The organism is Embleya sp. NPDC055664 (genome assembly GCF_053618075.1).
Map to the genome: position 1 here is coordinate 36708 of NZ_JBSHGZ010000010.1, position 20593 is coordinate 57300.

The window sequence follows — 20593 nt, forward strand, 5'->3', positions numbered from 1 at the left end:
CACGGCACGGAGGACGCGCGATGTCCAAATGGACCAGGATCGGCAGGGCCGGCTTCGGCGCGATGCGGCGCGGACAGCGGTTCCGCACCGCCTCCCGGGCCGCGGAGCAGCGCTCCGCCGAGGCCGGCGCGACCGCCTTCGACCCGGACGTGGACACCCGGCTCACCGCGCGCCAGACCGCCCTGCTGATCCGCTACCTGGTGGGCAAGGTGGTGCTGGGCCGGCTGGAATTCGTCTTTCTGGTCAAGTATCTGCTGGTGGTCGTCGGCCTTCCGGCGCTGTTCCTGTTTCCGCCCCTGGGGATTGCGCTGCTGGTGCTGTTCGGCCTCGCCGCGCTGGTCCAGTGGGTGATCTCGCGGGCGATCGGGCGGCTCGCCGCCTTTCACCGACTGGGTGCCGCCGAGGGGGAGTTGACCGACGCGGCGACCGTGTGGTGGCCCAACCTCAAGCGCGAGACCGCCCGGGTGGGTCTGCCGACCCGGCCGCTTCCGCTGCTGCGCCTGGCCGCCGCGCGGGCGACCCGACGGTTGGGCCCCGAGCGCGAGGCGGCGTTCGCGGCGATCGACTGGCGGGCGGTGCTGCCGCGCGACCAGTGGCGGCGGGCCCGGGTGCTGCTCGCCGAGGAGGCGGGCGGCGGACCGGCCGGGCGGACCGCGTAGAGTCGTCTGGTCGTGTGTCACCCCGCGCGCGCAACCTGACGCGCGTCGCGGGCCGCACGCCGTCACCACCACCTTCAGGACGACGCGCGGGGTCGGATGTACAAGCTGCCCGGAACGGACGAGCGGAGCGTGACCATTCCCGGCGAGCGCGCGAACGCCGACCCGTGCTTCACGGTGCGCGGCCTGACCCGGACCTATCGCACCGGGCGCCGGCGCGATCGGCACGTGGTCACCGCCAACGACACGATCGACCTGGACGTGCGCCGGGGCGAGATCTTCGGCCTGCTCGGGCCCAACGGCGCGGGCAAGTCCACCCTGGTCCGCCAGCTCACCGGCCTGCTCCGGCCCGACTCCGGCAGCATCGACCTGCTCGGCCACGACCTGGTGCGCCGCCCCGACGTGGCCGCCCGACTCGTCGCCTACCTCGGCCAGGAGTCCGGCGCTCTGGACGAGTTGACCGTCGCCCTCGCGATCGAGACCACCGCCCGGCTGCGCGCGCTCGACGCCCACCGGGCCCGGGTCGAGCGCGACGCGGTGCTCGACGAACTCGAACTCGGCCCGATCGCGGACCGCCCGCTGAAGAAACTCTCCGGCGGCCAGCGCCGACTGGCCTGCGTGGCCACCGCACTGGTGGGCGATCGGCCCGTGCTGGTCCTGGACGAGCCGACCACCGGCATGGACCCGGTCGCGCGCCGCGCGGTGTGGGCCGCAGTGGATCGCCGCCGGGCCGACAGCGGCGCCACCGTGCTCCTGGTCACCCACAACGTGATCGAGGCGGAGACCGTGCTCGACCGGGTCGCGGTGCTCGACGAGGGCCGGGTGATCGCGTGCGACACCCCCGGGGGTCTGAAGGCCATGGTCGGCGACGAGGTCCGGCTCGACCTGGTCTGGCGGGCCGACCCACCGATGGACGACCCGGCCGTCGGTATGCTCGCGCGCAGCGCGGTGCGCACGGGCCGACGCTGGAGCACCCGGATGGAACCGGGAATGGCCCGCGAACTGCTCGCCGGCGTCACCTCCGGGCCCGCGTTCGAGGCGCTCGACGACTTCACGCTGTCCACGCCGAGCCTGGAGGACGTCTACCTCGCGCTCGGCGGCCGCCACCAGGGACTGGTCAAGGGATGAGGGTGTCGACCCCAGTGAGTGCAGCGAGCATCGAGACCGCGCCGCCGCGTCCGGTCGAACCGGTCGCCCCGGCGGCGGGCACGCCGCTCGGCGCCGGGCTGCTGACCGTCTACCGCGCGCAGTTGTCCCGGGTGCGGGTCTCCCGGGTGCCGCTGCTGTTCGTCGCGGTGTTCCAGTCGGTGGGCATCATGATCCTGATGCGCGGCGTGGTGGACACCGGCAGCGACAGCGCCCGCGAGGCGGTGGTGGCCGGGTCCAGTGTGCTCGTGGTCGCCTTCGTCGCGCTCAACCTGCTCGCCCAGCACTTCGGCAACCTGCGCGCGGCCAACGCGCTCGACTACTACCTGACGCTGCCGGTGCGCCCGGCCGCCGTGGTGCTCGGCATCGCCGCCGCGTACGCGTCCTTCACGCTGCCCGGCACGGTGGCCACCGCGGTGATCGGCGCGCTGATGTTCCAGCTGCCGCTGGCCAACCTGTGGGTGCTGCTGCTGGTCGTACCGCTGTCCGGCGCGGCCCTCGCGGGCATCGGCGCGGTCTTCGGGCTGCTCGCCCCGCGCCCGGAACTGGCCACACTCCTCGGCCAGTTGGGCATGTCGGCGGCGCTGCTGCTTGGCGTGCTGCCGGAGGACCGGATGCCCGAGGTGATCGTGCTCGCCCGGGATGTGCTGCCGTCCTCCTACGGGGTGGACGCGTTCATCGCGAGCTATGGCGACCCGAACTGGGCGGTGGTGGCCGGCAACCTGGCGGTCTGCGCGGGGGTCGGCGTGGTGATGCTCTCGCTGGCCACCTGGGCCTTCCGGCGCAGTACCCGGGCGTAGCCGACGCCCCTTCGACCACCGGACACATCGCCGCGCGGGGCCGACCCGCGGGCTCGAGCCGTACATGGGACGCTGACCAGATGACGTCTGCCGGGGATATCGACCCCTACCCGTCGCCCGAGGGCGCGCACGTGGGCTTCGCGCCCGGGTACGACGCGCCCCCCTCGTTGTGGCGGCGCTACCGCACCGACGTGCTCGCGTTCGCCGCGGTGGTCGCGACCTGCCTGGTGGTGGGCGCGATCGTGGGCGTGGTCTGGGAGCAGATCACCCCCCGGGTGCCGCTGATGGCCACCAAGGAGGGCGTTTTCCAGGTCTCGCCCGAGACCGAGACCTCGATCGCCCTGGACGGCTGGTTCGCGGTGTGCGGCGTGGTGGCCGGCATCGTGCTCGCGCCGCTCGCGTTCTGGCGCTTTCGCCGACAGGGCGTGGCGACCGCGCTCGGGCTCACCGTCGGCGGGATCGCCGGCGCGTATCTGGCCTTCAAGGTCGGCGTGGCGCTCGGGCCGGACGGGATCGCCGACGAGGTGCGTCGGGTCGGCCTGGGCAAGCGCTTCGACCAGGAGCTGGACCTGAAGGCCAAGGGCGTGTTGCTGCTGTGGCCGATCGCGTCGATGGTGATCTTCCTCGGCCTGTCCGCCGGATTCGCCCCCGCCGAGCGCCGCGAGACGTTCCAGGGGCCGTGGCCGTGGGCGCCCCAGGGCCCGGGCCGCGACCACGCGCCCGGCCCGTTCCCGGGTTCGACCGTGTCCGCCCCGGTCGACCTCACCAAGCACGGGTCCGACGAGAGCTGACCCCGCGGGGCAGTCCACGCGGCCGACCCCTGCGGGGCAAAAGCCGCCCCCTGTGGGGCAAAGGTCGACCCCTGTGGGGCAAAGGCCCTAGACCCGCCCCACCGGAGCCGTCACCGCGCCCGTGAGCCGGATCAGGTCCGCCGGGGCCAGCTCGATCTCCAGGCCCCGGCGGCCGGCCGACACGTACACCGTTTCCAGCGCGAGCACCGAGGCGTCCACCACGGTGGGGTGCCGGCGCTTTTGGCCGAGGGGGCTGATCCCGCCGAGCACGTAGCCCGTGGCCCGCTCGGCCGCCGCCGGGTCGGCCATCGCCGCGCGTTTGCCGCCGACCGCGGCGGCCAGCGCCTTGAGGTCGAGCCTGCCCGCCACCGGGACCACCGCGACGGTGAGCGCGCCGTCCACGTCCGCGAGCAGCGTCTTGAACACCCGCGCGGCCGGCACACCGAGCACCGTCGCGGCCTCCTCGCCGTACGAGGCCGCGTCCGGGTCGTGGGTGTACGCGTGCGTCGTGAACGCCACGCCCTCGCGGGTCAGCGCCACCGTCGCCGGGGTGCCCTGTCCGCCCTTGGTCCTGCCCTTCGCCATGCCGGCGCGCCCTTCGGTCGGGTCGGTCGGGCCCGAGGCGATCGGGGCCGCCCCGGCCGGTCCGTGTCAGTTGGGTTCGATGTTCTGCCGCAACAACTCGATCGCCGGCAACGACGGCAGGTGGTCGAGCAGCGCCGCCTCGCGGCGCAGCAGTTCCACCTCGGCGGTCAGCCGGGCGGTCGCGTCCTCCGCCTCCAGGAGCCGCTGCTTGTCGTGCGGGTCGAGCACCACCGCGGCGGCCACCAGGTAGGACAACACGACCGGGTCGTCGGGCAGCTCCGGCAGGCTCATCGGGGTGCGCTGCTGGGCGGTGAGCAGCCGACGCTGATACTCGGCGAAAGCCCGGGTCGCGGCCAACCCGAGAACGTCGGCCCGCTCGCCGGGCGGATCGGCCAGGTATTCGACCTCGGCGTACAGATACGGCCCCGAGTCGTCCACCGAGACCAGCTCGAACCGGGTCGCACCCGTGGCCACCAGGTCGTAGCGGCCGTCCTCGTGCGTCTTGATCGTGGCGATCTCCGCCGTGCAGCCCACCGGGTGCAGCACCGCGAGCGGATCGCCCTGGATGTCGCCGACCTCACGCCCGGTGCGCAGCGCCACCACGCCGAAGCGCTGCTCCGCCTGGGGCAGCGCCTCCAGATCCCGGACCAGCGCGCGGTATCGCTCCTCGAAGATGTGCAGGGGCAGCACCAGACCCGGATAGAGCACCGAGTTGAGCGGGAAGAGCGGAAGCCGGTCGGTCACGGTGACCAAGAGTAGGCCCTGACCGCCGGAGCGCGCCGATCATTGATCTCACCCACGATTGAGCACCCGCGTCGCGCCCGCCGCCGCGGCCCCGGCGAGGATCCAACCGAGCAGGATCAGCGAGTAGGCGAGCCACTGGCCGAGCCCGGTCGGCTTCCACGCGCCGTCCTGACCGAGCGTCACCACCGGCAGGAGCAGGTCGAGGGTGTACCAGAACGGGTTCCAGTGCGGCGCCTCGTCCGCCTTCAACGGGGCCGGCGGATCGGCCGCGAACACCGCCGTGCCGATCGCCACCAGCGTGACCAGCCAGCCGACGGCGCGCACCGGCCGGTAGCCGTAGCCGATCGCCACGTCCTGCACATGGCCCCAGAGCCGGCCCGCCGGGCCCAACCCGGCGCGCCGCCGGCGCTGCTTGGCCAGCAACACTGTCCGGGCCTGCTCGTCCTCGCCGGCCGCGCGGTAGGCGGCGGCGAGCTGGTCGTAGGGCTGGGGGGTGTACTCGGCGGTGCCCCGCTCCACCCAGTCCACCCGCTGTCGCACGGTCAGCGGAGGCTCGGCGCGCAGCGTCGTGTACCGCGTGCCGGCCAGCACCAGGTCGCCGCGCGCGGGCCAGGAGCCCGGTCCGTCGGTGAGCGTGCCGAAGGTCGCGTCGGTGAGGACGATCCGTCCGCGCGGCGGCCGGACCGGCTTCATGTGCAGGTCCTGCGCGACCACCCGCGACATGGTCAACTCCTCGCCGGGATTCGCGCAGATCACCGCCCGCCCGAGCACCAGGCCGCCACCCAGGCGCGCGTCGTTGAGCCGGATCGAGCCGGTCGCGGCGAAGCCCGCGCTCAGGTGCAGCGAGTGCTCCACCGTGATCCGCCCGAGATCCATCGCCGACTCCCCCGGGCGCTCGACACTCGCCCCGTACAGCGTGACCCGCCCGCCGAACCGGCCGCCGTACAGGCTCACCTGCCCGCGGAAGACGCTGCGGTCCATCGACGAGTCCGCGCCCACATGCAGGCCGTTGGCCATCAACGCCACCCCGCGCCGGTCCGGACCGACCACGCAGTCGTCGATCCGCAGGTCGTTGTCCACACGCGAGTCCAGGATCCGCAGACCGCCCGCCACCTCGCAGCGGCACAGCGAGAGGTCGCCGTCCACCCGCATGTTGCGGCCCTGGATCTCGGTCAGCACGCAGTCGAGCAGATTCAGCGTCCGCGTGCTCGCCACGTTCAGCACGATCGGGCCCTCGAAGCGGCAGCCGATCACCGAGACGTAGACGTCGAGCCGCGCGCCGCCCAATTCCAGGTCGCCCACCACCCGGGCGCCGCTCAGCCGCAGTGCGGTGGTGTGACCGGGCTCGGCCTCCGGCGGCTGGAGCAGCAGCCGGGCGAGCACTTGGGCCCGGATCGTGCGGTCCGGCCCCCACGTCGCGCCCGTGCGCGGATCGTCGTCCGCCGGCACGCCCGTGCCCAGATCCAGCCGTTCGCCGCGCCGATACGCCTCCCACAGGCGGATCTCGGTCGCGCTCAGATGCCCCGGCGGTGTGCTCATCCGTGGTCCCCCGACACTGGAAGGCTGCTGCGTCCCGCCCATGATCGCGCGTCTCACTGTCCGACACACGAGGACGTATGGTTCGGCGCCGTCTCTACACTGGGGCAGGTGATCTCCCGTATCGACCTGCGCGGTCCCGCCTCGCGGGCTGTCCTGGACAGCCCCGCCGCACTGCGCGACGTGTTGCCCCGAGCCGAACTCGACGTCGAGGCGGCCCTGGAGAAGGTCCGCCCCCTCTGTGAGGACGTCAGGCATCGCGGCGTCGAGGCGCTGATCGAGATCACCGAGCGCTTCGACGGTGTGCGACTGACCGACATCCGGGTGCCCGCCGAGGCGATCGCCGCGGCCCTGGACACGCTCGCGCCCAAGGTGCGCGCGGCCCTGGAGGAGTCGATCCGCCGGGCCCGCGCGGTGCACCGCGAGCAGCGCCGGCAGGACGTGACCGTGCAGGTCGTGCCCGGCGGCACGGTCACCGAGCGGTGGGTGCCGGTCGAGCGGGTCGGGCTTTACGTACCGGGCGGCAACGCCGTCTACCCGTCGTCCGTGGTGATGAACGTGGTCCCCGCCCAGGAGGCCGGCGTCGCCTCGATGGCGGTCGCCTCGCCGCCGCAGGCCGGGTTCGGTGGGCTGCCGCACCCGACCATCCTGGCCGCGTGCGCGCTGCTCGGCGTGGACGAGGTCTACGCCGTGGGCGGGGCCCAGGCGATCGCGATGTTCGCGTACGGCGCGGGCTCGTGCGCGCCGGTGCACCTGGTCACCGGTCCCGGCAACATCTGGGTCGCCGCCGCCAAGCGGCTGCTCAAGGGCCGGATCGGGATCGACGCCGAGGCCGGGCCGACCGAGATCGCGGTGCTCGCCGACGACACCGCCGACGCCGGGCACGTCGCGGCCGACCTGATCAGCCAGGCCGAGCACGACACGCTGGCCGCGTCGATCCTGGTCACCGACTCCGAGGCGCTGGCCGACGCGGTCGTGGAGGAGTTGAAGGTGCGGGTGGACGCCACCCGGCACCGCGAGCGGGTCACCGAGGCGCTGGCCGGCCGGCAGTCCGGGATCGTGCTGGTGGATTCGGTCGACGACGGCCTCGCCGTGGTGGACGCCTACGCCGCCGAGCACCTGGAGATCCAGACCGCCGACGCGGGCGCGGTCGCCGCCCGGGTGCGCAACGCCGGCGCGATCTTCGTCGGCGCGTTCGCCCCCGTATCGCTCGGCGACTACTGCGCCGGGTCCAACCACGTGCTGCCCACCGGCGGCTGCGCCTGCCACTCCTCGGGCCTGTCCGTGCAGTCCTTCCTGCGCGGGATCCACGTCGTGGACTACTCGCGCGCGGCGCTCGCCGACGTCGCCGAGCACGTCAGCGTGCTGGCCGACGCGGAGGACCTGCCCGCGCACGGCGCGGCCGTGCGGGCCCGCTTCGCGACCGGCGAGCTGTCCGGCCTCGCGGCGTGGGAGGAGGGCGCGTGAGCGACCTGGACCGGCTGCCGATCCGCGCCGAGCTGCGCGGGCAATCGCCGTACGGCGCCCCGCAGTTGGATGTCCCGGTGCGGCTCAACACGAACGAGAACCCGTACCCGCTGCCGGCCGCGCTGGTGGCCCGGATCGCCGAGCGGGTCGCCGCCGCGGCCCGCGACCTGAACCGCTATCCGGACCGGGACGCGGTCGAACTGCGCACCGCGCTGGCCGACTACCTGTCCCGGACCGGCGGCTACCCGCTGGGCCCGGAGCGGGTGTGGGCGGCCAACGGCTCCAACGAGGTGCTGCAACAGCTGCTCCAGGCGTTCGGCGGCCCCGGGCGCACGGCGCTGGGTTTCGACCCGTCCTACTCGATGCACGCGCTGATCGCGCGCGGCACCGGCACCGGGTGGATCTCCGGCGCGCGCGGCGCCGACTACACGATCGACCTCGACGAGGCGCTGGCGCAGATCGCCGAACACCGCCCGAACGTGGTGTTCCTGTGCTCGCCGAACAACCCCACCGGCACCGCGCTCGCCGGCGACGTGGTCGAGCAGGTGTACGACGCCGCGCAGGCCGCCCGGCCGTCGCTGGTGATCGTCGACGAGGCGTACGTCGAGTTCGCGCACACCGCGTCGCTGCTGCCGCTGCTGGAGGGCCGGCCGCACCTGGTGGTGAGTCGGACCATGTCCAAGGCGTTCGGCGCGGCGGGCCTGCGGCTCGGCTACCTCGCGGCGGACGCCGCGGTGGTGGACGCGGTGCAACTGGTCCGCCTGCCGTACCACCTCTCCGCGGTCAACCAGGCCACCGCGCTGGCCTGCCTGGAGTTCGAGGACACCCTGCTGGGCTATGTGCGCGAACTCAAGGAACAGCGCGACCGGCTGGTCGAGGAACTGCGCGCGCTCGGGTGCGAGGTGACCGACTCCGACGCCAACTTCGTGCAGTTCGGCCGATTCGAGGACCCGCACGCGATCTGGGCGCGGATCCTCGAACACGGGGTGCTGGTCCGCGACAACGGGGTCCCGGGCATGCTGCGGGTGACCGCCGGCACGGACGCCGAGAACACGGCCTTCCTGGACGCGATGCGGCACGTTCTCAAAAGCGCGCGTCCGAAGGACTGAGAGAAAGTCGAAATCACCGCCATGGCAAGAACCGGTCGCGTCGAACGCGCCACGAAGGAAACCTCCGTCGAGGTCGAAATCGACCTGGACGGCTCGGGGAAGGTCGACGTCGCCACCGGCGTCGGCTTCTTCGACCACATGCTCGACCAGCTCGGCAAGCACGGCCTGTTCGACCTGACCGTCAAGACCCGGGGCGACCTGCACATCGACGCGCACCACACGATCGAGGACACCGCCCTCGCGCTCGGCGCCGCGTTCCGCCAGGCCCTCGGAGACAAGAAGGGCATCCGCCGCTTCGCGGACGCCTCCGTGCCGCTGGACGAGGCGCTGGCCCAGGTCACCGTGGACCTGTCCGGCCGGCCGTACCTGGTGCACTCCGAGCCGGAGCACATGGCGCCGATGATCGGCCCCGACTACGACACCACGCTGACCCGGCACATCCTGGAGTCGTTCGTCGCCCAGGCGCAGATCTGCCTGCACGTACACGTGCCGTACGGGCGCAACGCGCACCACATCGTCGAGGCGCAGTTCAAGGCGCTCGCCCGGGCGCTGTCGGACGCGTGCGTGCTCGACCCGCGCCGGGCCGGCGTGATCCCCTCGACGAAGGGCGCGCTGTGAGCACCGGCGCGATGGTCCTGATCGTGTTCGGGCTCTTCCTGGTCGGCGGGTGCATCTCGTTCGTCAAGCAGGGCCTGCCCAAGAGTGTGATCGCCCTGCTCGCCATCGGCGCGTTCTTCTCGATCGCGGCCGGCGTCCTGAAGATCGGATAGGCGCGTGCCCAAGAAGGTCATCGTCCTCGACTACGGATTCGGGAACGTGCGTTCGGCCGAGCGGGCGCTCGCGCACGCCGGCGCCGACGTCGAGATCAGCGCGGACCAGCACGCCGCGCTGAACGCCGACGGGCTGCTCGTGCCCGGCGTCGGCGCGTTCGCGGCGTGCATGGAGGGCCTGCGCGCGGTCCGCGGCGACACCATCGTGGACAAGCGCCTCGCCGGCGGCCGGCCGGTGCTCGGCATCTGCGTCGGCATGCAGATCCTGTTCACGCGCGGCGTCGAGCACGGGGTGGCCACCGAGGGCTGCGCCCAGTGGCCGGGCACGGTCGAGCGGCTGGCCGCCCCCGTGGTGCCGCACATGGGCTGGAACACCGTCGAGCCGCCCGCGGACAGCGTGCTCTTCCGCGACGCCGCGCCCGACACGCGCTACTACTTCGTGCACTCCTACGCGGTGCGCACGTGGGAGATGCCGGTGGTCCAGGACGGCCCGCACATCCCGCCCGGCGTCACCTGGAGCACGCACGGCACGCCGTTCGTGGCCGCCGTGGAGAACGGCGCGCTCAGCGCCACCCAGTTCCACCCGGAGAAGTCCGGCGAGGCCGGCGCGCACCTGCTGCGCAACTGGCTCGAGACGCTGTAGCCCGCGCGGCGCGCGTGCCGCGCCGCACCGCGATCGCCCCCGATCGCCCCGACCGCACCCCGCCCGAACTTCCGACCGAACTGCTGAGGATCCCAAGCGTCATGACCGAGACCCACCGCCTCGAACTGCTGCCCGCCGTCGACGTCGCCGACGGCCAGGCCGTCCGCCTGGTCAAGGGCGAGGCCGGGTCGGAGACCTCCTACGGCGACCCGCTGGCCGCCGCCCTGGCCTGGCAGAGCGCCGGCGCCGAGTGGATCCACCTGGTCGACCTGGACGCCGCGTTCGGCAAGGGCAGCAACCGCGAACTGCTCGCCGAGGTGGTCGGCAAGCTCGACGTCAAGGTCGAGCTGTCCGGCGGCATCCGCGACGACGCCTCCCTGGAGGCCGCGCTCGGCACCGGCTGCCGCCGGGTGAACCTGGGCACCGCCGCGCTGGAGACGCCGGACTGGGTGCGCTCCGCGATCGCCCGGCACGGCGACCGGATCGCGGTGGGCCTGGACGTGCGCGGCACCACGCTGGCCGGGCGCGGCTGGACCCGCGAGGGGGGCGAGCTGTTCGAGACGCTGGCCCGGTTGGACGCCGACGGCTGCGCCCGCTACGTGGTCACCGACGTGAACAAGGACGGCACCCTCGCGGGCCCGAACCTGCAACTGCTGCGCGACGTCTGCGCGGCCACCGACCGCCCGGTGGTGGCCTCGGGCGGGGTGTCCTCGCTGGCGGATCTGCGCGCCATCGCCGAACTGGTGCCGCTGGGTGTGGAAGGCTCGATCGTCGGCAAGGCGCTGTACGCCCAGGCGTTCACCCTCGAAGAGGCGTTGGAGGCGGTGTCCCGGTGACGGGAAGCGACAATTCGGCCGGGTCCGGTAGCTCGGCCGGCATCGAGCGGTACTCGTCCGGCGGCCCGTGGGAGGACACGTTCGGCTACTCGCGCGCGGTCGCCGTCGGCGACTACGTGCACGTGTCGGGCTGTACCGCGATCGTCGAGGGCAATCTGGCCCACGAGGGCGATCCGCACCACCAGACGCTCGCCGCCTTCCGGATCGCGCTGGACGCGCTCGCGCACTTCGGGCTCGACGCGGCGGACGTGGTGCGCACCCGGATGTACATCACCCACTCGCGCGACTCGGACGACGTCGGGCGTGCGCACGGCGAACTGTTCGGCGAGGTGCGACCGGCCGCCACGATGGTCGTGGTGGCCGGGCTGATCGACTCGCGGATGCTCGTCGAGGTCGAGGTGGACGCGTACCGGGGGAGGGCGTCGTGACGTTGGCCGTACGGGTGATCCCGTGTCTGGACGTGGACGCCGGCCGGGTGGTCAAGGGTGTCAACTTCGAGAACCTGCGGGACGCGGGCGATCCGGTCGAGATGGCCCGGGTGTACGACGCCGAGGGCGCGGACGAGTTGGTCTTCCTCGACATCACCGCCTCCTCGGGCAATCGCGAGACGACGTACGACGTGGTCCGGCGCACCGCCGAGCAGGTGTTCATCCCGCTCACCGTCGGCGGCGGGGTGCGCGCGGTCGAGGACGTGGACCGGCTGCTGCGGGCCGGCGCGGACAAGGTGGGCGTGAACACCGCGGCGATCGCGCGGCCGGAGTTGATCGCCGAGATCGCCGACCGCTTCGGCTCCCAGGTGCTGGTGCTCTCGGTGGACGCGCGGCGGCGCCGCGACGGCGCGCCGGGCTTCGAGGTGACCACGCACGGCGGGCGCACCGGGACCGGCATCGACGCGGTCGCCTGGGCGGCGCGGGCGGCCGGGTTGGGCGCGGGCGAGATCCTGCTCAACTCGATGGACGCCGACGGCACCAAGGACGGCTACGACCTGGAGTTGATCCGCCTGGTCCGGGCCGAGGTGGGCATCCCGGTGATCGCCTCCGGTGGCGCGGGCGCCCTGGGGGACTTCGTCCCGGCCGTGGAGGCGGGCGCCGACGCGGTGCTCGCAGCAAGCGTGTTCCACTTCGGCATGTTGCGGATTCCGCAGGTCAAGGACGTATTGCGGGAGGCGGGGCAGCCGGTGCGCTGAGCCGCGAACCGGGCGAGGGAGCCGACCGCGGGTGCGGTCGGCTTTTTCGTGACCGGATGTGCAATTTTTATTGCGAAAGATTTATTGCGAAAGAACTCTTTCACATTTATCGTGGGGTGATGAGCGAGCAGCCTCCGCCCCGACGGATGATCAAGGACGTACAGACCCTCAAGGTGTTCACCCACCCGCTGCGGATCTCGCTGCTGCGGATGCTGCACGCCGGCGGCCCGGCCACCGCGTCGATGTTGGCCAAGCGGGTCGACGCGACCCCGGCCCTGGTCAGCTACCACGTGCGCACGCTGGCCGCGCACGGCTTCGTGGTCGAGGACCCCGAGCACGCCGAGGACGGGCGCGAGCGCTGGTGGAAGGTGGTCGAGGACCTGACCTTCTCGCTCGGTGACTTTGCCGAGGACCGGGTCGGCCGCGACCTGTCCACCGGCATCGTGCGGGTGCTCGGCTCGCAGTCCGAGGACCGCTACCGCCGGTTCCTGGACGAGGTCGAGTCGTGGGGCCCGGAATGGGCGGGCGCCGCCTTCAGCGGTGCGCCGACGCTCCGGCTGACCGCCGACGAGCTGCGCGAACTGGGCGAGGAACTGCAGGAGTTGGTGGCCCGATACCGGGACCGGCAGACCCCGGGCGCGGAGCATGTCGAGGTCTACATCCGAGGTTTCCCGTACCGCATGTGAGCGCCGGGCGCCGTGCCCGCCGCCCTCGCCGTCCGCCGCCGCCCCATCGAGTACCGGAACGGGGAGCATCATGGCCGTACGCAACACCGCGACCGGAGTCGCGACCACGACGCCCCGACCCGCGCACCGCGACCCGCGCGTGCTGGCCTGGCTCGGCGCCTTCACCGCGTCGCTGATCGGCGACCAGATCTGGTTTCTGGCGCTGTCCTGGACGGCGGTACGCGGCGGCGACGGCACGCAGACCGGCCTGGTGCTGGCCGCCGGATCGTTGCCCCGGGCACTGCTGATGTTGCCCGGCGGGGCGATCGCCGACCGGTACGGGCCGCGCCGCGTGCTGATCGGCAGCGACCTGGTGCGCTGCGTGGTGATGATGATCGCGGCGTTCGCGGTGGCGGCGAGCAGTCCGGCGATCTGGCTGCTGATCACGATCGCGCTGGTGTTCGGCGCGGTGGACGCGCTGTTCATGCCCGCCGTCGGGGCGCTGCCGGTGCGGCTGACCGACCGCTCGCAACTGGTCCGGGTCCAGGGCATGCGCTCGTTGTCGCAGCGGGTGGCCACCGTGGTGTCCGCGCCGATCGGCGGCGCGGTGCTCGCCTGGGGCGACGCCGAACTCGCCTTCACGCTCAACGCGGCCCTGTTCGGGCTCTCCCTCGCGCTGCTGTGGCGGCTGCGCCCGGGGCCCGCGCCCGAGCCGGAACCGGGCACCGAGGAGCCGGAATTGGGCCTGCGGGCCGGGCTGCGCCACGTGTTCGGGCACGAGTTCTTGCGCCCGCTCCTGATCACGGTCGCGCTGATGGAGCTGGGCTTCACCATCCCGATGAACGTCGGCATCGTGCTGCTCGCCGACGACGCGGGCTGGGGGCCGGGCGGGATGGGCGCGGTGCTGGGCGGGTGGGGGATCGGTGCGGCGATCGGCGCGTTGGGGCTGACCGTTGCCGGACGGGTGCCGCGACCGGTGTTCGTGCTGCCGGTGGGGATGCTGGTGATGGCCGGCGGTCTGGTCGGCCTCGGTTACGCGCCCGGGGTCGGCGTCGCGGTGGCCTGCGCGGCGGTCCTGGGTGTGGGCACCGGCGTGGTGGGCGGGGCCGGGAGCGCGCTGGTGCAGACCACATGCGCGCCGAGTGCGCTGGGCCGGGTGACCGCGTTGCAGATGATGTTCGCGGTCGGCCTGATCCCGCTGCTGTACCCCGTCGGGGGCCTGATCGCCACGGAGTTCGGGCCCTCGGCCGTGTTCGCCGGCGGCGGTGCGGCGATGCTCGCGGGCATCCTGGTGGCACTGGGCAGCGGACCCTTTCGGCGTCGGGCCTGACTTCGGGTCACGGAAGGATTCCGGTCGCACAACGATCATCTGACTCGAAGTCAAGTAGTTGGGCCCGGTCGAGCGCGAGGTTCACCCGATCGGGCAGGCTAGGCACATGACGATGCCGCCATCACCCGGACAGGGTGGCTACCCCGGATACGGGCAGCAGCCAGGCCAGGGTTATCCGAGCAACCAGCCGTACCCCGGGCAGCAATACCCCCAGGGCGGACAGCAGTACCCGCCGCCGCCGCAGAACCCGTACGGCGGCGGCGGACCGCAGTATCCCGGCAACTACGGCGGCGGCGGGGGCTATGGCGGCGGCATGCCGCCGGGTCCCAACCAGGGCGGCTCCGGCAAGGGGCCGTTGATCGCCGTGGTGATCGCCGCGATCGTCGTGGTCGGCGGGATCATCGCCACCCTCGTGGTGGTCCTGGGCGGGGACGACAAGAAGAAGTCGGCGTCGCCCACGCCCGCTCCGACCACCTCGGCCGTGTCCTCGCCGAGCGCCACGCAGAGCGCGCCGCCCACGACCCGCCCGACCACCAGCCGCCCGACCGCGCCGCGCACCACCGCGTCCGGCGGCACGGACCCGACCATGCCCTCCGAGGTGCAGTACGTCGACCTGTCCAAGGGCGACTGCGTGACCCTGGACACCACCTCGGGCACCATCGACAAGAAGACGTGCACCAGCACGCACAACGGCGAGGTCATCATGACCTACGAACTGACCGGCAGCACCTACCCGGGCGAGTCGGCGATCACCGACCAGACCGAGACCAAGTGCACCCCGGCGCTGACCTCGGCGGTGAGCGGGCGCTCCGACGCCTCGCAGTTCACCTTCACCTACACCTTCCCGAAGCAGCCGGGCTGGGACATCGGTCGGCGCAAGGTGACCTGCATCGCGAAGTACAAGTCGGGGCAGACACTCACCAAGCCCCTGCGCTGACCGAGCGCTCGGCCCTTGGGGGAGGGATCGACGTGATGAGCAGTCCCGGCGGATACCCAGGCGGTGACCAGGGCGGTGGCAACCCGGGCGCCGGGGGCTACGGCAACTACGGCGGGGGAGGATACGGCGGCGGCTCCGGCGGTGGTTATCCGGGCGGCCCGGCGGGGCCCCCGCCCGCGAACCCGCCTCCGTCCCCGCCCTATGACGGTCCGACGATCGGCGGCCCGCCCTATCGCGCGGGCCCGCCCTACGGAGGCGGCGGCCCGCCGTACGGCGGAGGTCCGCCCTACGGCCCGCCCACCGGGCCGCCCGCGGGGCCGCCCGGCGGCGGTCGCAGCGGTCGGGTGGTGGCGATCGTGGTGGTCGTCGCGTTGGTGATCGCCGGCGGCGTGATCGCCCTGGTGGTGAGCCTGGGCGACGACGGCAAGAGCGACAAGGCCGGCCCGACGACGAGTGCGACCCGGCCCACGAGCGCGCGGTCGAGCGAGACCGCGTCGCCCACAGACTTGCCCGAGCCGCCCACGAGCGAGCCGCCCACGAGCGGGCCGCCCACGAGCGGGCCGCCGGCCACGGAAGCCGCCGGCTCGCCGCCGGCGACCAACCCCAACGGCAGCGTCGCGGTCCGCAAGGTCCCGCTCAGTCCGGGCGACTGCATCTCGTTCGCGGCCGGCAGCACCGACGTGAACAAGGTCGGGTGCACCACGCCGCACGACGGGCAGCACATCGAGAACGTCGCGCTGCCGGACGGCGCCTGGCCCGGCGACGGGGCGATGGACACCAAGGCGTCGGAGGTGTGCAAGCCGATCACCGAACCTGTGATCAACCGTCAGCCCGACGCCGCGCAGTTGACCTGGCTCTACATCTATCCGAAGGAATCGGGCTGGGCCTCCGGCGATCGTGAGGTCCAGTGCCTGGTGTCCTACTCGGACGAGACCAAGAAGCTGACGGCACCCCTGCAATAGCCTTTCGGCCGCGCACGATGCGGGGCGCGCTCGATGCCGGCCGCGCTCGATGCCGGCCGCGATGCACGGTGGCCGGCCTCCGGCCCGGTTGGCCTCAAGCGCCGGCCGGGCTGCTTGGCCTCAAACGCCGGCCGGGCTATTTGGCCTCAAACGCCGGCCCGGCTGCTTGGCCTCATGCGCCGGCCGGGCTGAAGGTGGGCTTGTGCGGGCTTGGAGGTTGCGGTTGGGCGCGGGTGTTGGACGGGTCGGGTGGTCTACGGTTCACCCGGCGTTCGAGGGCGACCCGGCCGGAGGCCGGCCTCCACGTGAGCGGGGTGCGTGATGTCTGGCCGTCGGCGACGTTCGTTGTCGAACGTGGCCGAAATCCCAGCCTGTCCGGCGTTTGAGGACAACCGGGCCGGAGGCCGGTTTCCGTGTGAGTCGGGTGCGTGGTGGTCGGCCTGTGGGTGACTTTCGTTGCCGAACGCGGCCGAAAATCCGGCCTGTCCGGCGTTTGAGGACGGCTGTGCCGGCGGGCCTCCGGGGGTGCGTGGTGGTGGGGCCGTCGGTGACGTTCGTTGGCGAACGCGGCCGAGATCTCGGCCCGTCCGGCGTTTGGGGACGGCCGGGGCGGGGGTGGGTCTCCGTGTGGGTGGGGTCAGGTTGGGGGTGGGGTGGGTTTTTGTTGGGCCGTCCAGGATGCATGCAGGCGGGTGTAGATTCCTCCGGCGGTGACCAGGCGGGTGTGGGGGCCGCGTTCGATCAGCTTTCCGGCGTCGAAGACCAGGACCTCGTCCGCCGATTCGGCCGTGGACATCCGGTGTGCGATGAAGACCGCGGTGCGGCCTCGGGTCAGGCCGTCCAGGGCTCGGTTGATCCGGACCTCGGTGGCCGGGTCGACCGCCGAGGTCGCCTCGTCCAGGACCAGCAGGTCCGGATCGGCGATGTAGGCCCGGACCAGCGCGACCAACTGCCGCTCGCCCGCCGACAACGACTCGCCGCGCTGGCCCACCCGGGTGTCCAGGCCGGCGGCCAACCCCGCGAGCCAGTCGGCCAGTCCCAGGTCGGCGAACGCGGCGACGATCGCCGCGTCGTCCGCGTCCGGCCGGCCGTACCGCACGTTCTCCCGCAGCGTGGCGTCGAACAGGAAGCCCTCCTGCGGCACCATCACCACCCGCGCGCGCAGCGACGAGAAGCGCACCCGGGTCAGGTCGACGCCGTCGAGCAACACCCGGCCCTCGTCCGGGTCGACCAGGCGCGTGAGCAGCTTGGCGAACGTGGTCTTGCCCGAGCCGGTCTCGCCGACCACCGCCACCCGGGTCCTGGGCGCGAGCGTGACGTCCACGTCGTGCAGGATCCGCGGGCCGCCGGGATAGCCGTACGAGACGTGGTCGAACCGCACCTCGACCGGGCCGCGGTCCAACTCCTCGCCCGCCTCGCCCGGATCGGCGATGTCCGGCTCCGCGTCCAGCACCTCCAGCACCCGACGCCAGCCCGCGAGCGCGTTCTGCGCCTCGTTCAGGATCTCCACGCCCATCTGCACCGGGCCCACGAACAACGTGACCAGGAACAGGAACGCGACCAGCTCGCCCACGCTGAGCTGCCCGTCGATGCCCAGCCACACCCCGACGACCACCACCAGGCCGTTGGCCAGGCCGACCACGAACTCGCCCATCGGGAAGGTCAACGCGACGAACAACTGGGCCCGGGTCTGCGCGTCGCGGTGCGCGTCGACCGACTCGTCGATCCGGCGCGCGGTGCGCTCCTCGATGCCGTGCGCGCGCACGATCGCGGCGCCCACGACCGGCTCCGAGATGGCGCCCAGCATCCGACCCATGGCGACGCGCACGTGCGAGTACGCGGCGGCGATCCGCTTCTGCACCGCGCGCATGAAGAAGTACAGCGGCGCGAAGCACACCCACACCAGCAGGGTCAGCTGCCAGGAGTAGACGAACATCAGCACCGTCACCAGCGCGATCTGCCCGACGCTGACGATCAGCAACAGGCCGCCGAACTGGATGAATCGGCTGATCGTGTCCACGTCGCCGGTCACCCGCGAGACCAGCGAGCCGCGCTTCTCCGACTGCTGGTGCAGCGTGGACAGGTCGTGGATGTGCCGGAAGGCGGCCACCCGCATCGTGGACAGGCCGCGTTCGCTGGTGCGGTACAGCCGCACGTTCATCGCGTACGCCGACACCGCGGTGACCACCACCGCGAGCGCGGCGAGCGCGGCCATCGTGCGTACCACGGTCAGGTCGGGACCGGCGTCGGCGCGCAGGCCCCGGTCGATGGTCTGCTGCACGGCCAGCGGCACCACGATCCGGCCGGCCGTGCCGATCACGGCCAGCAGCAGGGTGACGATCAGGCCCTCGGTGAACTCCGGGGTCATCCGCAGGCCGCGGCGCAGCACGCTCAGGCCGGACTCGGTCGGTCGGTCGGCGTCGGGGCCTATTCGGGAGCCCGACCCGCTCTTCGGTTCGGGTTCGGGTGCGGCCGGCTTGGGCACGGCGGTGGCGATACTCATGAAGCCGTGGCCTCCTCGGCCTCGTCGACGTCGATGTCGGTGTCGAGTTCCTGCTCCGCGTCCTCGCGCGCGGCGCGTTCGTACGCGTTGACCAGGCGGCGGTAGCCGACCGAGCGTTCCAGGAGCGTGTGGTGCGGGCCCCGGTCGAGCACCCGGCCGCCCTCGATGTAGACCACCTCGTCGGCGAGCGCGATGGTGGCCTTGCGGTAGGCGACCACGACCACGGTGGCCGGTCCCGCGTCGCGCAGCCCGTGCAGGATGGCGGCCTCCACACGCGGGTCCACCGCCGAGGTGGCGTCGTCCAGGACGAGCAGGCGCGGCCGGCGCACCAGGGCCCGGGCCAGCGCGATCCGCTGGCGCTGGCCGCCGGAGAGGGTGGTGCCGCGCTCGCCGACCTGGGTGTCCAGGCCCTCGGGCAGCGCGGCGACGAAGTCGGCCTGGGCGATCCGCAGCGCCTCGTGTACCGCGGCGTCGTCCAGGTCCAGGCCCAGGGTGATGTTGTCACGGACGCTGTCGTCGAACAGGAACGCCTGCTGTGGGACCAGCGCGGCGGTGGCCGCGATCCCGCCCCGCCGGTAGTCGCGCAGGTCGGTGCCGTCGAGCAGGATTCCGCCGTCCACCGGGTCGACCAGTCGGACCAGGAGCGAGACCAGGGTGGACTTGCCGGAACCGGTCGGGCCGACGACGGCGATGGTGCGCCCGGGGTCGACATCGAACGCCACGTCGTGCAGCACGTCGGTGTCGTCGGTGTAGCCGAAGCGCACCGCGCGCGCCTCCAGGCGGGCCGGACCGGCCGCCGCGTCGCCGCCCTCGATCTCGCCGTAGGTGTGCTCGCCCTCGGCGTCCAGCACGCCGCGGACCCGGTCGTAGCCGACCACCGAGCGCGGCATGTCGCCGAGCAGCCAGCCGATCGCCCGGACGGGGAAGGCCAACAGGGTGAACAGGTAGGCGACCTGCACGAGGTCGCCCGGCGCCAGATCGCCGTGCGAGACCCGGACCGTGCCGACCACCAGGACCAGCAGCACGCCGAAGCCGGGCAGCGCCTCCAGGATCGGGTCGAACAGTGCCCGGACCCGGCCCACCGCGATGTTCGCGTCGGCCAACTCCCGCGACGCGGCCGCGAACCGGGTGGTCTCCTCGCTCTCCCGGCCCAGCGTCTTGACCACCAGCGCGCCGTCGAAGCTCTCGTGCGCGATCTCCGCGACGTCGGCGCGCAACTCCTGCGCGCGCATCGCCAACGGCCCCTGCCTGCGCTGGTAGACGATGTTGAGCGCGGCGATCGCCGGGAAGATCACGAAGCCGACCAGGGCCAGCGCCCAGTCGGTGATCACCATCGAGATCGCCGCGACGAACAACATCACCACCACGCCGGTGGCCATCGGCAGCGGTGCCACCGGGTTCCACGCCGCCTCGACGTCGGCGTTCGCGTTGGACAGCAGCGTGCCGGTCGGGTGGCGGTGGTGCCAGGCGAGCGGCAGCCGCAGGTATTGCCGGGTGACCCGGCGGCGGAAGGTGGCCTGGAGGCGGTACTGCATCATGCCCGCCCACAACCGCCGACCGATCACGCCGAACGCCTTGAGCAGCGCGACGCCGAACACCGCCGCGAACGCACCGATCAACGCGCCCGCCGTGGTGTGCCCATCGCGGAAGGCCGGGATGATCACGTCGTCGGTGACCCGCCCGAGCACAAGCGCCGAGCCCACCGTCATCACGCCGTACACCGCGCTCGCGCCCACCGCGGCGGCGAAGATCCGAGGCTCCTCGCGGATCGCGACGCCGAGTACGCGCAGTCCTTGTCGCAGAACGACCTTGTCCGCCACGGGGCTCACTTTCACGCGGAATCCCCCGGATTCATCAAAATCCAGGGGAACGCAGCCGCCGCGAACGGGGCTGTCGACGATGTTTGTCCGATGAACGTACAAGGCGC

The 20593-nt window shown here is 72.7% G+C and carries 21 protein-coding genes; 16 read left to right on the top strand and 5 right to left on the bottom strand.

From position 1 onward, the window contains the following. The first annotated feature begins 20 nt into the window (after nucleotides 1-20). The 4 genes from ACWGR4_RS18920 to ACWGR4_RS18935 all read left to right on the top strand — a co-directional run bounded on the left by ACWGR4_RS18920 (nucleotide 21) and on the right by ACWGR4_RS18935 (nucleotide 3393). Nucleotides 21-659, top strand: a complete 639-nt coding sequence (locus ACWGR4_RS18920; RefSeq protein ID WP_452130997.1) for a hypothetical protein — start codon at nucleotides 21-23, stop codon at nucleotides 657-659. Between the two features lie 174 nt (nucleotides 660-833). Further along, entirely contained in the window at nucleotides 834-1784 is a 951-nt protein-coding gene (locus tag ACWGR4_RS18925) for an ABC transporter ATP-binding protein (protein ID WP_380012836.1), read from the top strand. After that, nucleotides 1781-2602 carry an ABC transporter permease gene (locus ACWGR4_RS18930; protein WP_380012773.1) on the top strand — a complete coding sequence of 274 codons (822 nt, stop codon included), beginning with the start codon at nucleotides 1781-1783 and terminating at the stop codon, nucleotides 2600-2602. The genes ACWGR4_RS18925 and ACWGR4_RS18930 overlap by 4 nt, the downstream gene beginning before the upstream one ends. 80 nt (nucleotides 2603-2682) lie before the next feature. Continuing rightward, nucleotides 2683-3393 carry a hypothetical protein gene (locus tag ACWGR4_RS18935; protein WP_452130998.1) on the top strand — a complete coding sequence of 237 codons (711 nt, stop codon included), beginning with the start codon at nucleotides 2683-2685 and terminating at the stop codon, nucleotides 3391-3393. 87 nt (nucleotides 3394-3480) lie between these two features. On the opposite strand, the gene ybaK is transcribed toward ACWGR4_RS18935, so the two are convergent. The 3 genes from ybaK to ACWGR4_RS18950 form a co-directional block, all read right to left on the bottom strand. Further along, on the bottom strand, nucleotides 3481-3978 hold the full coding sequence (gene ybaK, locus ACWGR4_RS18940; protein WP_380012779.1) for a Cys-tRNA(Pro) deacylase: 498 nt from the start codon (nucleotides 3976-3978) through the stop codon (nucleotides 3481-3483). Nucleotides 3979-4044: 66 nt separating this feature from the next. Further along, entirely contained in the window at nucleotides 4045-4731 is a 687-nt protein-coding gene (locus tag ACWGR4_RS18945; RefSeq protein WP_452130999.1) for an LON peptidase substrate-binding domain-containing protein, read from the bottom strand. Between the two features lie 39 nt (nucleotides 4732-4770). Then, nucleotides 4771-6261, bottom strand: a complete 1491-nt coding sequence (locus ACWGR4_RS18950) for an oxidoreductase (protein ID WP_452131000.1) — start codon at nucleotides 6259-6261, stop codon at nucleotides 4771-4773. A gap of 108 nt (nucleotides 6262-6369) precedes the next feature. Between ACWGR4_RS18950 and hisD the strand changes: the two genes are divergently transcribed. From hisD to ACWGR4_RS19010, 12 genes are all read left to right on the top strand, one after another. Continuing rightward, a complete protein-coding gene (gene hisD / locus ACWGR4_RS18955; protein ID WP_126641245.1) occupies nucleotides 6370-7725 on the top strand; it encodes a histidinol dehydrogenase in 1356 nt (451 codons plus the stop codon). Continuing rightward, nucleotides 7722-8834 (top strand): histidinol-phosphate transaminase, encoded by a 1113-nt coding sequence (locus ACWGR4_RS18960; RefSeq protein ID WP_452131001.1) that lies wholly within the window; start codon nucleotides 7722-7724, stop codon nucleotides 8832-8834. Before hisD ends, ACWGR4_RS18960 begins: the two co-directional genes overlap by 4 nt. A 21-nt stretch (nucleotides 8835-8855) precedes the next feature. Then, nucleotides 8856-9452 (top strand): imidazoleglycerol-phosphate dehydratase HisB, encoded by a 597-nt coding sequence (hisB, locus tag ACWGR4_RS18965; protein ID WP_380012794.1) that lies wholly within the window; start codon nucleotides 8856-8858, stop codon nucleotides 9450-9452. Then, nucleotides 9449-9604 carry a hypothetical protein gene (locus tag ACWGR4_RS18970; protein WP_380012797.1) on the top strand — a complete coding sequence of 52 codons (156 nt, stop codon included), beginning with the start codon at nucleotides 9449-9451 and terminating at the stop codon, nucleotides 9602-9604. Before hisB ends, ACWGR4_RS18970 begins: the two co-directional genes overlap by 4 nt. A gap of 4 nt (nucleotides 9605-9608) precedes the next feature. Continuing rightward, nucleotides 9609-10247: an imidazole glycerol phosphate synthase subunit HisH gene (hisH, locus tag ACWGR4_RS18975; protein WP_380012800.1), complete on the top strand. Its 639-nt coding sequence runs from the start codon at nucleotides 9609-9611 to the stop codon at nucleotides 10245-10247. 101 nt (nucleotides 10248-10348) lie between these two features. Further along, a complete protein-coding gene (gene priA, locus ACWGR4_RS18980) occupies nucleotides 10349-11083 on the top strand; it encodes a bifunctional 1-(5-phosphoribosyl)-5-((5-phosphoribosylamino)methylideneamino)imidazole-4-carboxamide isomerase/phosphoribosylanthranilate isomerase PriA (protein ID WP_380030647.1) in 735 nt (244 codons plus the stop codon). Further along, the gene (locus ACWGR4_RS18985; protein WP_452131002.1) at nucleotides 11080-11511 is read left to right on the top strand and encodes a RidA family protein; all 432 of its coding nucleotides are present in this window, start codon (nucleotides 11080-11082) and stop codon (nucleotides 11509-11511) included. The genes priA and ACWGR4_RS18985 overlap by 4 nt, the downstream gene beginning before the upstream one ends. Further along, the gene (gene hisF / locus ACWGR4_RS18990; protein ID WP_078977617.1) at nucleotides 11508-12269 is read left to right on the top strand and encodes an imidazole glycerol phosphate synthase subunit HisF; all 762 of its coding nucleotides are present in this window, start codon (nucleotides 11508-11510) and stop codon (nucleotides 12267-12269) included. Before ACWGR4_RS18985 ends, hisF begins: the two co-directional genes overlap by 4 nt. Nucleotides 12270-12388: 119 nt before the next feature. Beyond that, nucleotides 12389-12955, top strand: coding sequence for a helix-turn-helix domain-containing protein (locus ACWGR4_RS18995; RefSeq protein ID WP_452131003.1), 567 nt, complete (start codon nucleotides 12389-12391; stop codon nucleotides 12953-12955). A 70-nt stretch (nucleotides 12956-13025) separates the two neighbouring features. Further along, nucleotides 13026-14264 carry an MFS transporter gene (locus ACWGR4_RS19000; RefSeq protein ID WP_452131004.1) on the top strand — a complete coding sequence of 413 codons (1239 nt, stop codon included), beginning with the start codon at nucleotides 13026-13028 and terminating at the stop codon, nucleotides 14262-14264. 106 nt (nucleotides 14265-14370) lie between these two features. Next, nucleotides 14371-15201, top strand: coding sequence for a septum formation family protein (locus ACWGR4_RS19005; RefSeq protein ID WP_452131005.1), 831 nt, complete (start codon nucleotides 14371-14373; stop codon nucleotides 15199-15201). Between the two features lie 35 nt (nucleotides 15202-15236). Beyond that, complete coding sequence (locus ACWGR4_RS19010) at nucleotides 15237-16163, top strand: septum formation family protein (RefSeq protein ID WP_452131006.1); 927 nt, start codon at nucleotides 15237-15239, stop codon at nucleotides 16161-16163. Nucleotides 16164-16800: 637 nt separating this feature from the next. Here ACWGR4_RS19010 and ACWGR4_RS19015 read toward each other — a convergent pair. Both ACWGR4_RS19015 and ACWGR4_RS19020 read right to left on the bottom strand, forming a co-directional pair. Then, nucleotides 16801-18666, bottom strand: a complete 1866-nt coding sequence (locus ACWGR4_RS19015; RefSeq protein WP_452131007.1) for an ABC transporter ATP-binding protein — start codon at nucleotides 18664-18666, stop codon at nucleotides 16801-16803. Next, nucleotides 18663-20501, bottom strand: coding sequence for an ABC transporter ATP-binding protein (locus ACWGR4_RS19020; RefSeq protein ID WP_380011445.1), 1839 nt, complete (start codon nucleotides 20499-20501; stop codon nucleotides 18663-18665). Before ACWGR4_RS19020 ends, ACWGR4_RS19015 begins: the two co-directional genes overlap by 4 nt. Nucleotides 20502-20593: the final 92 nt, after the last annotated feature.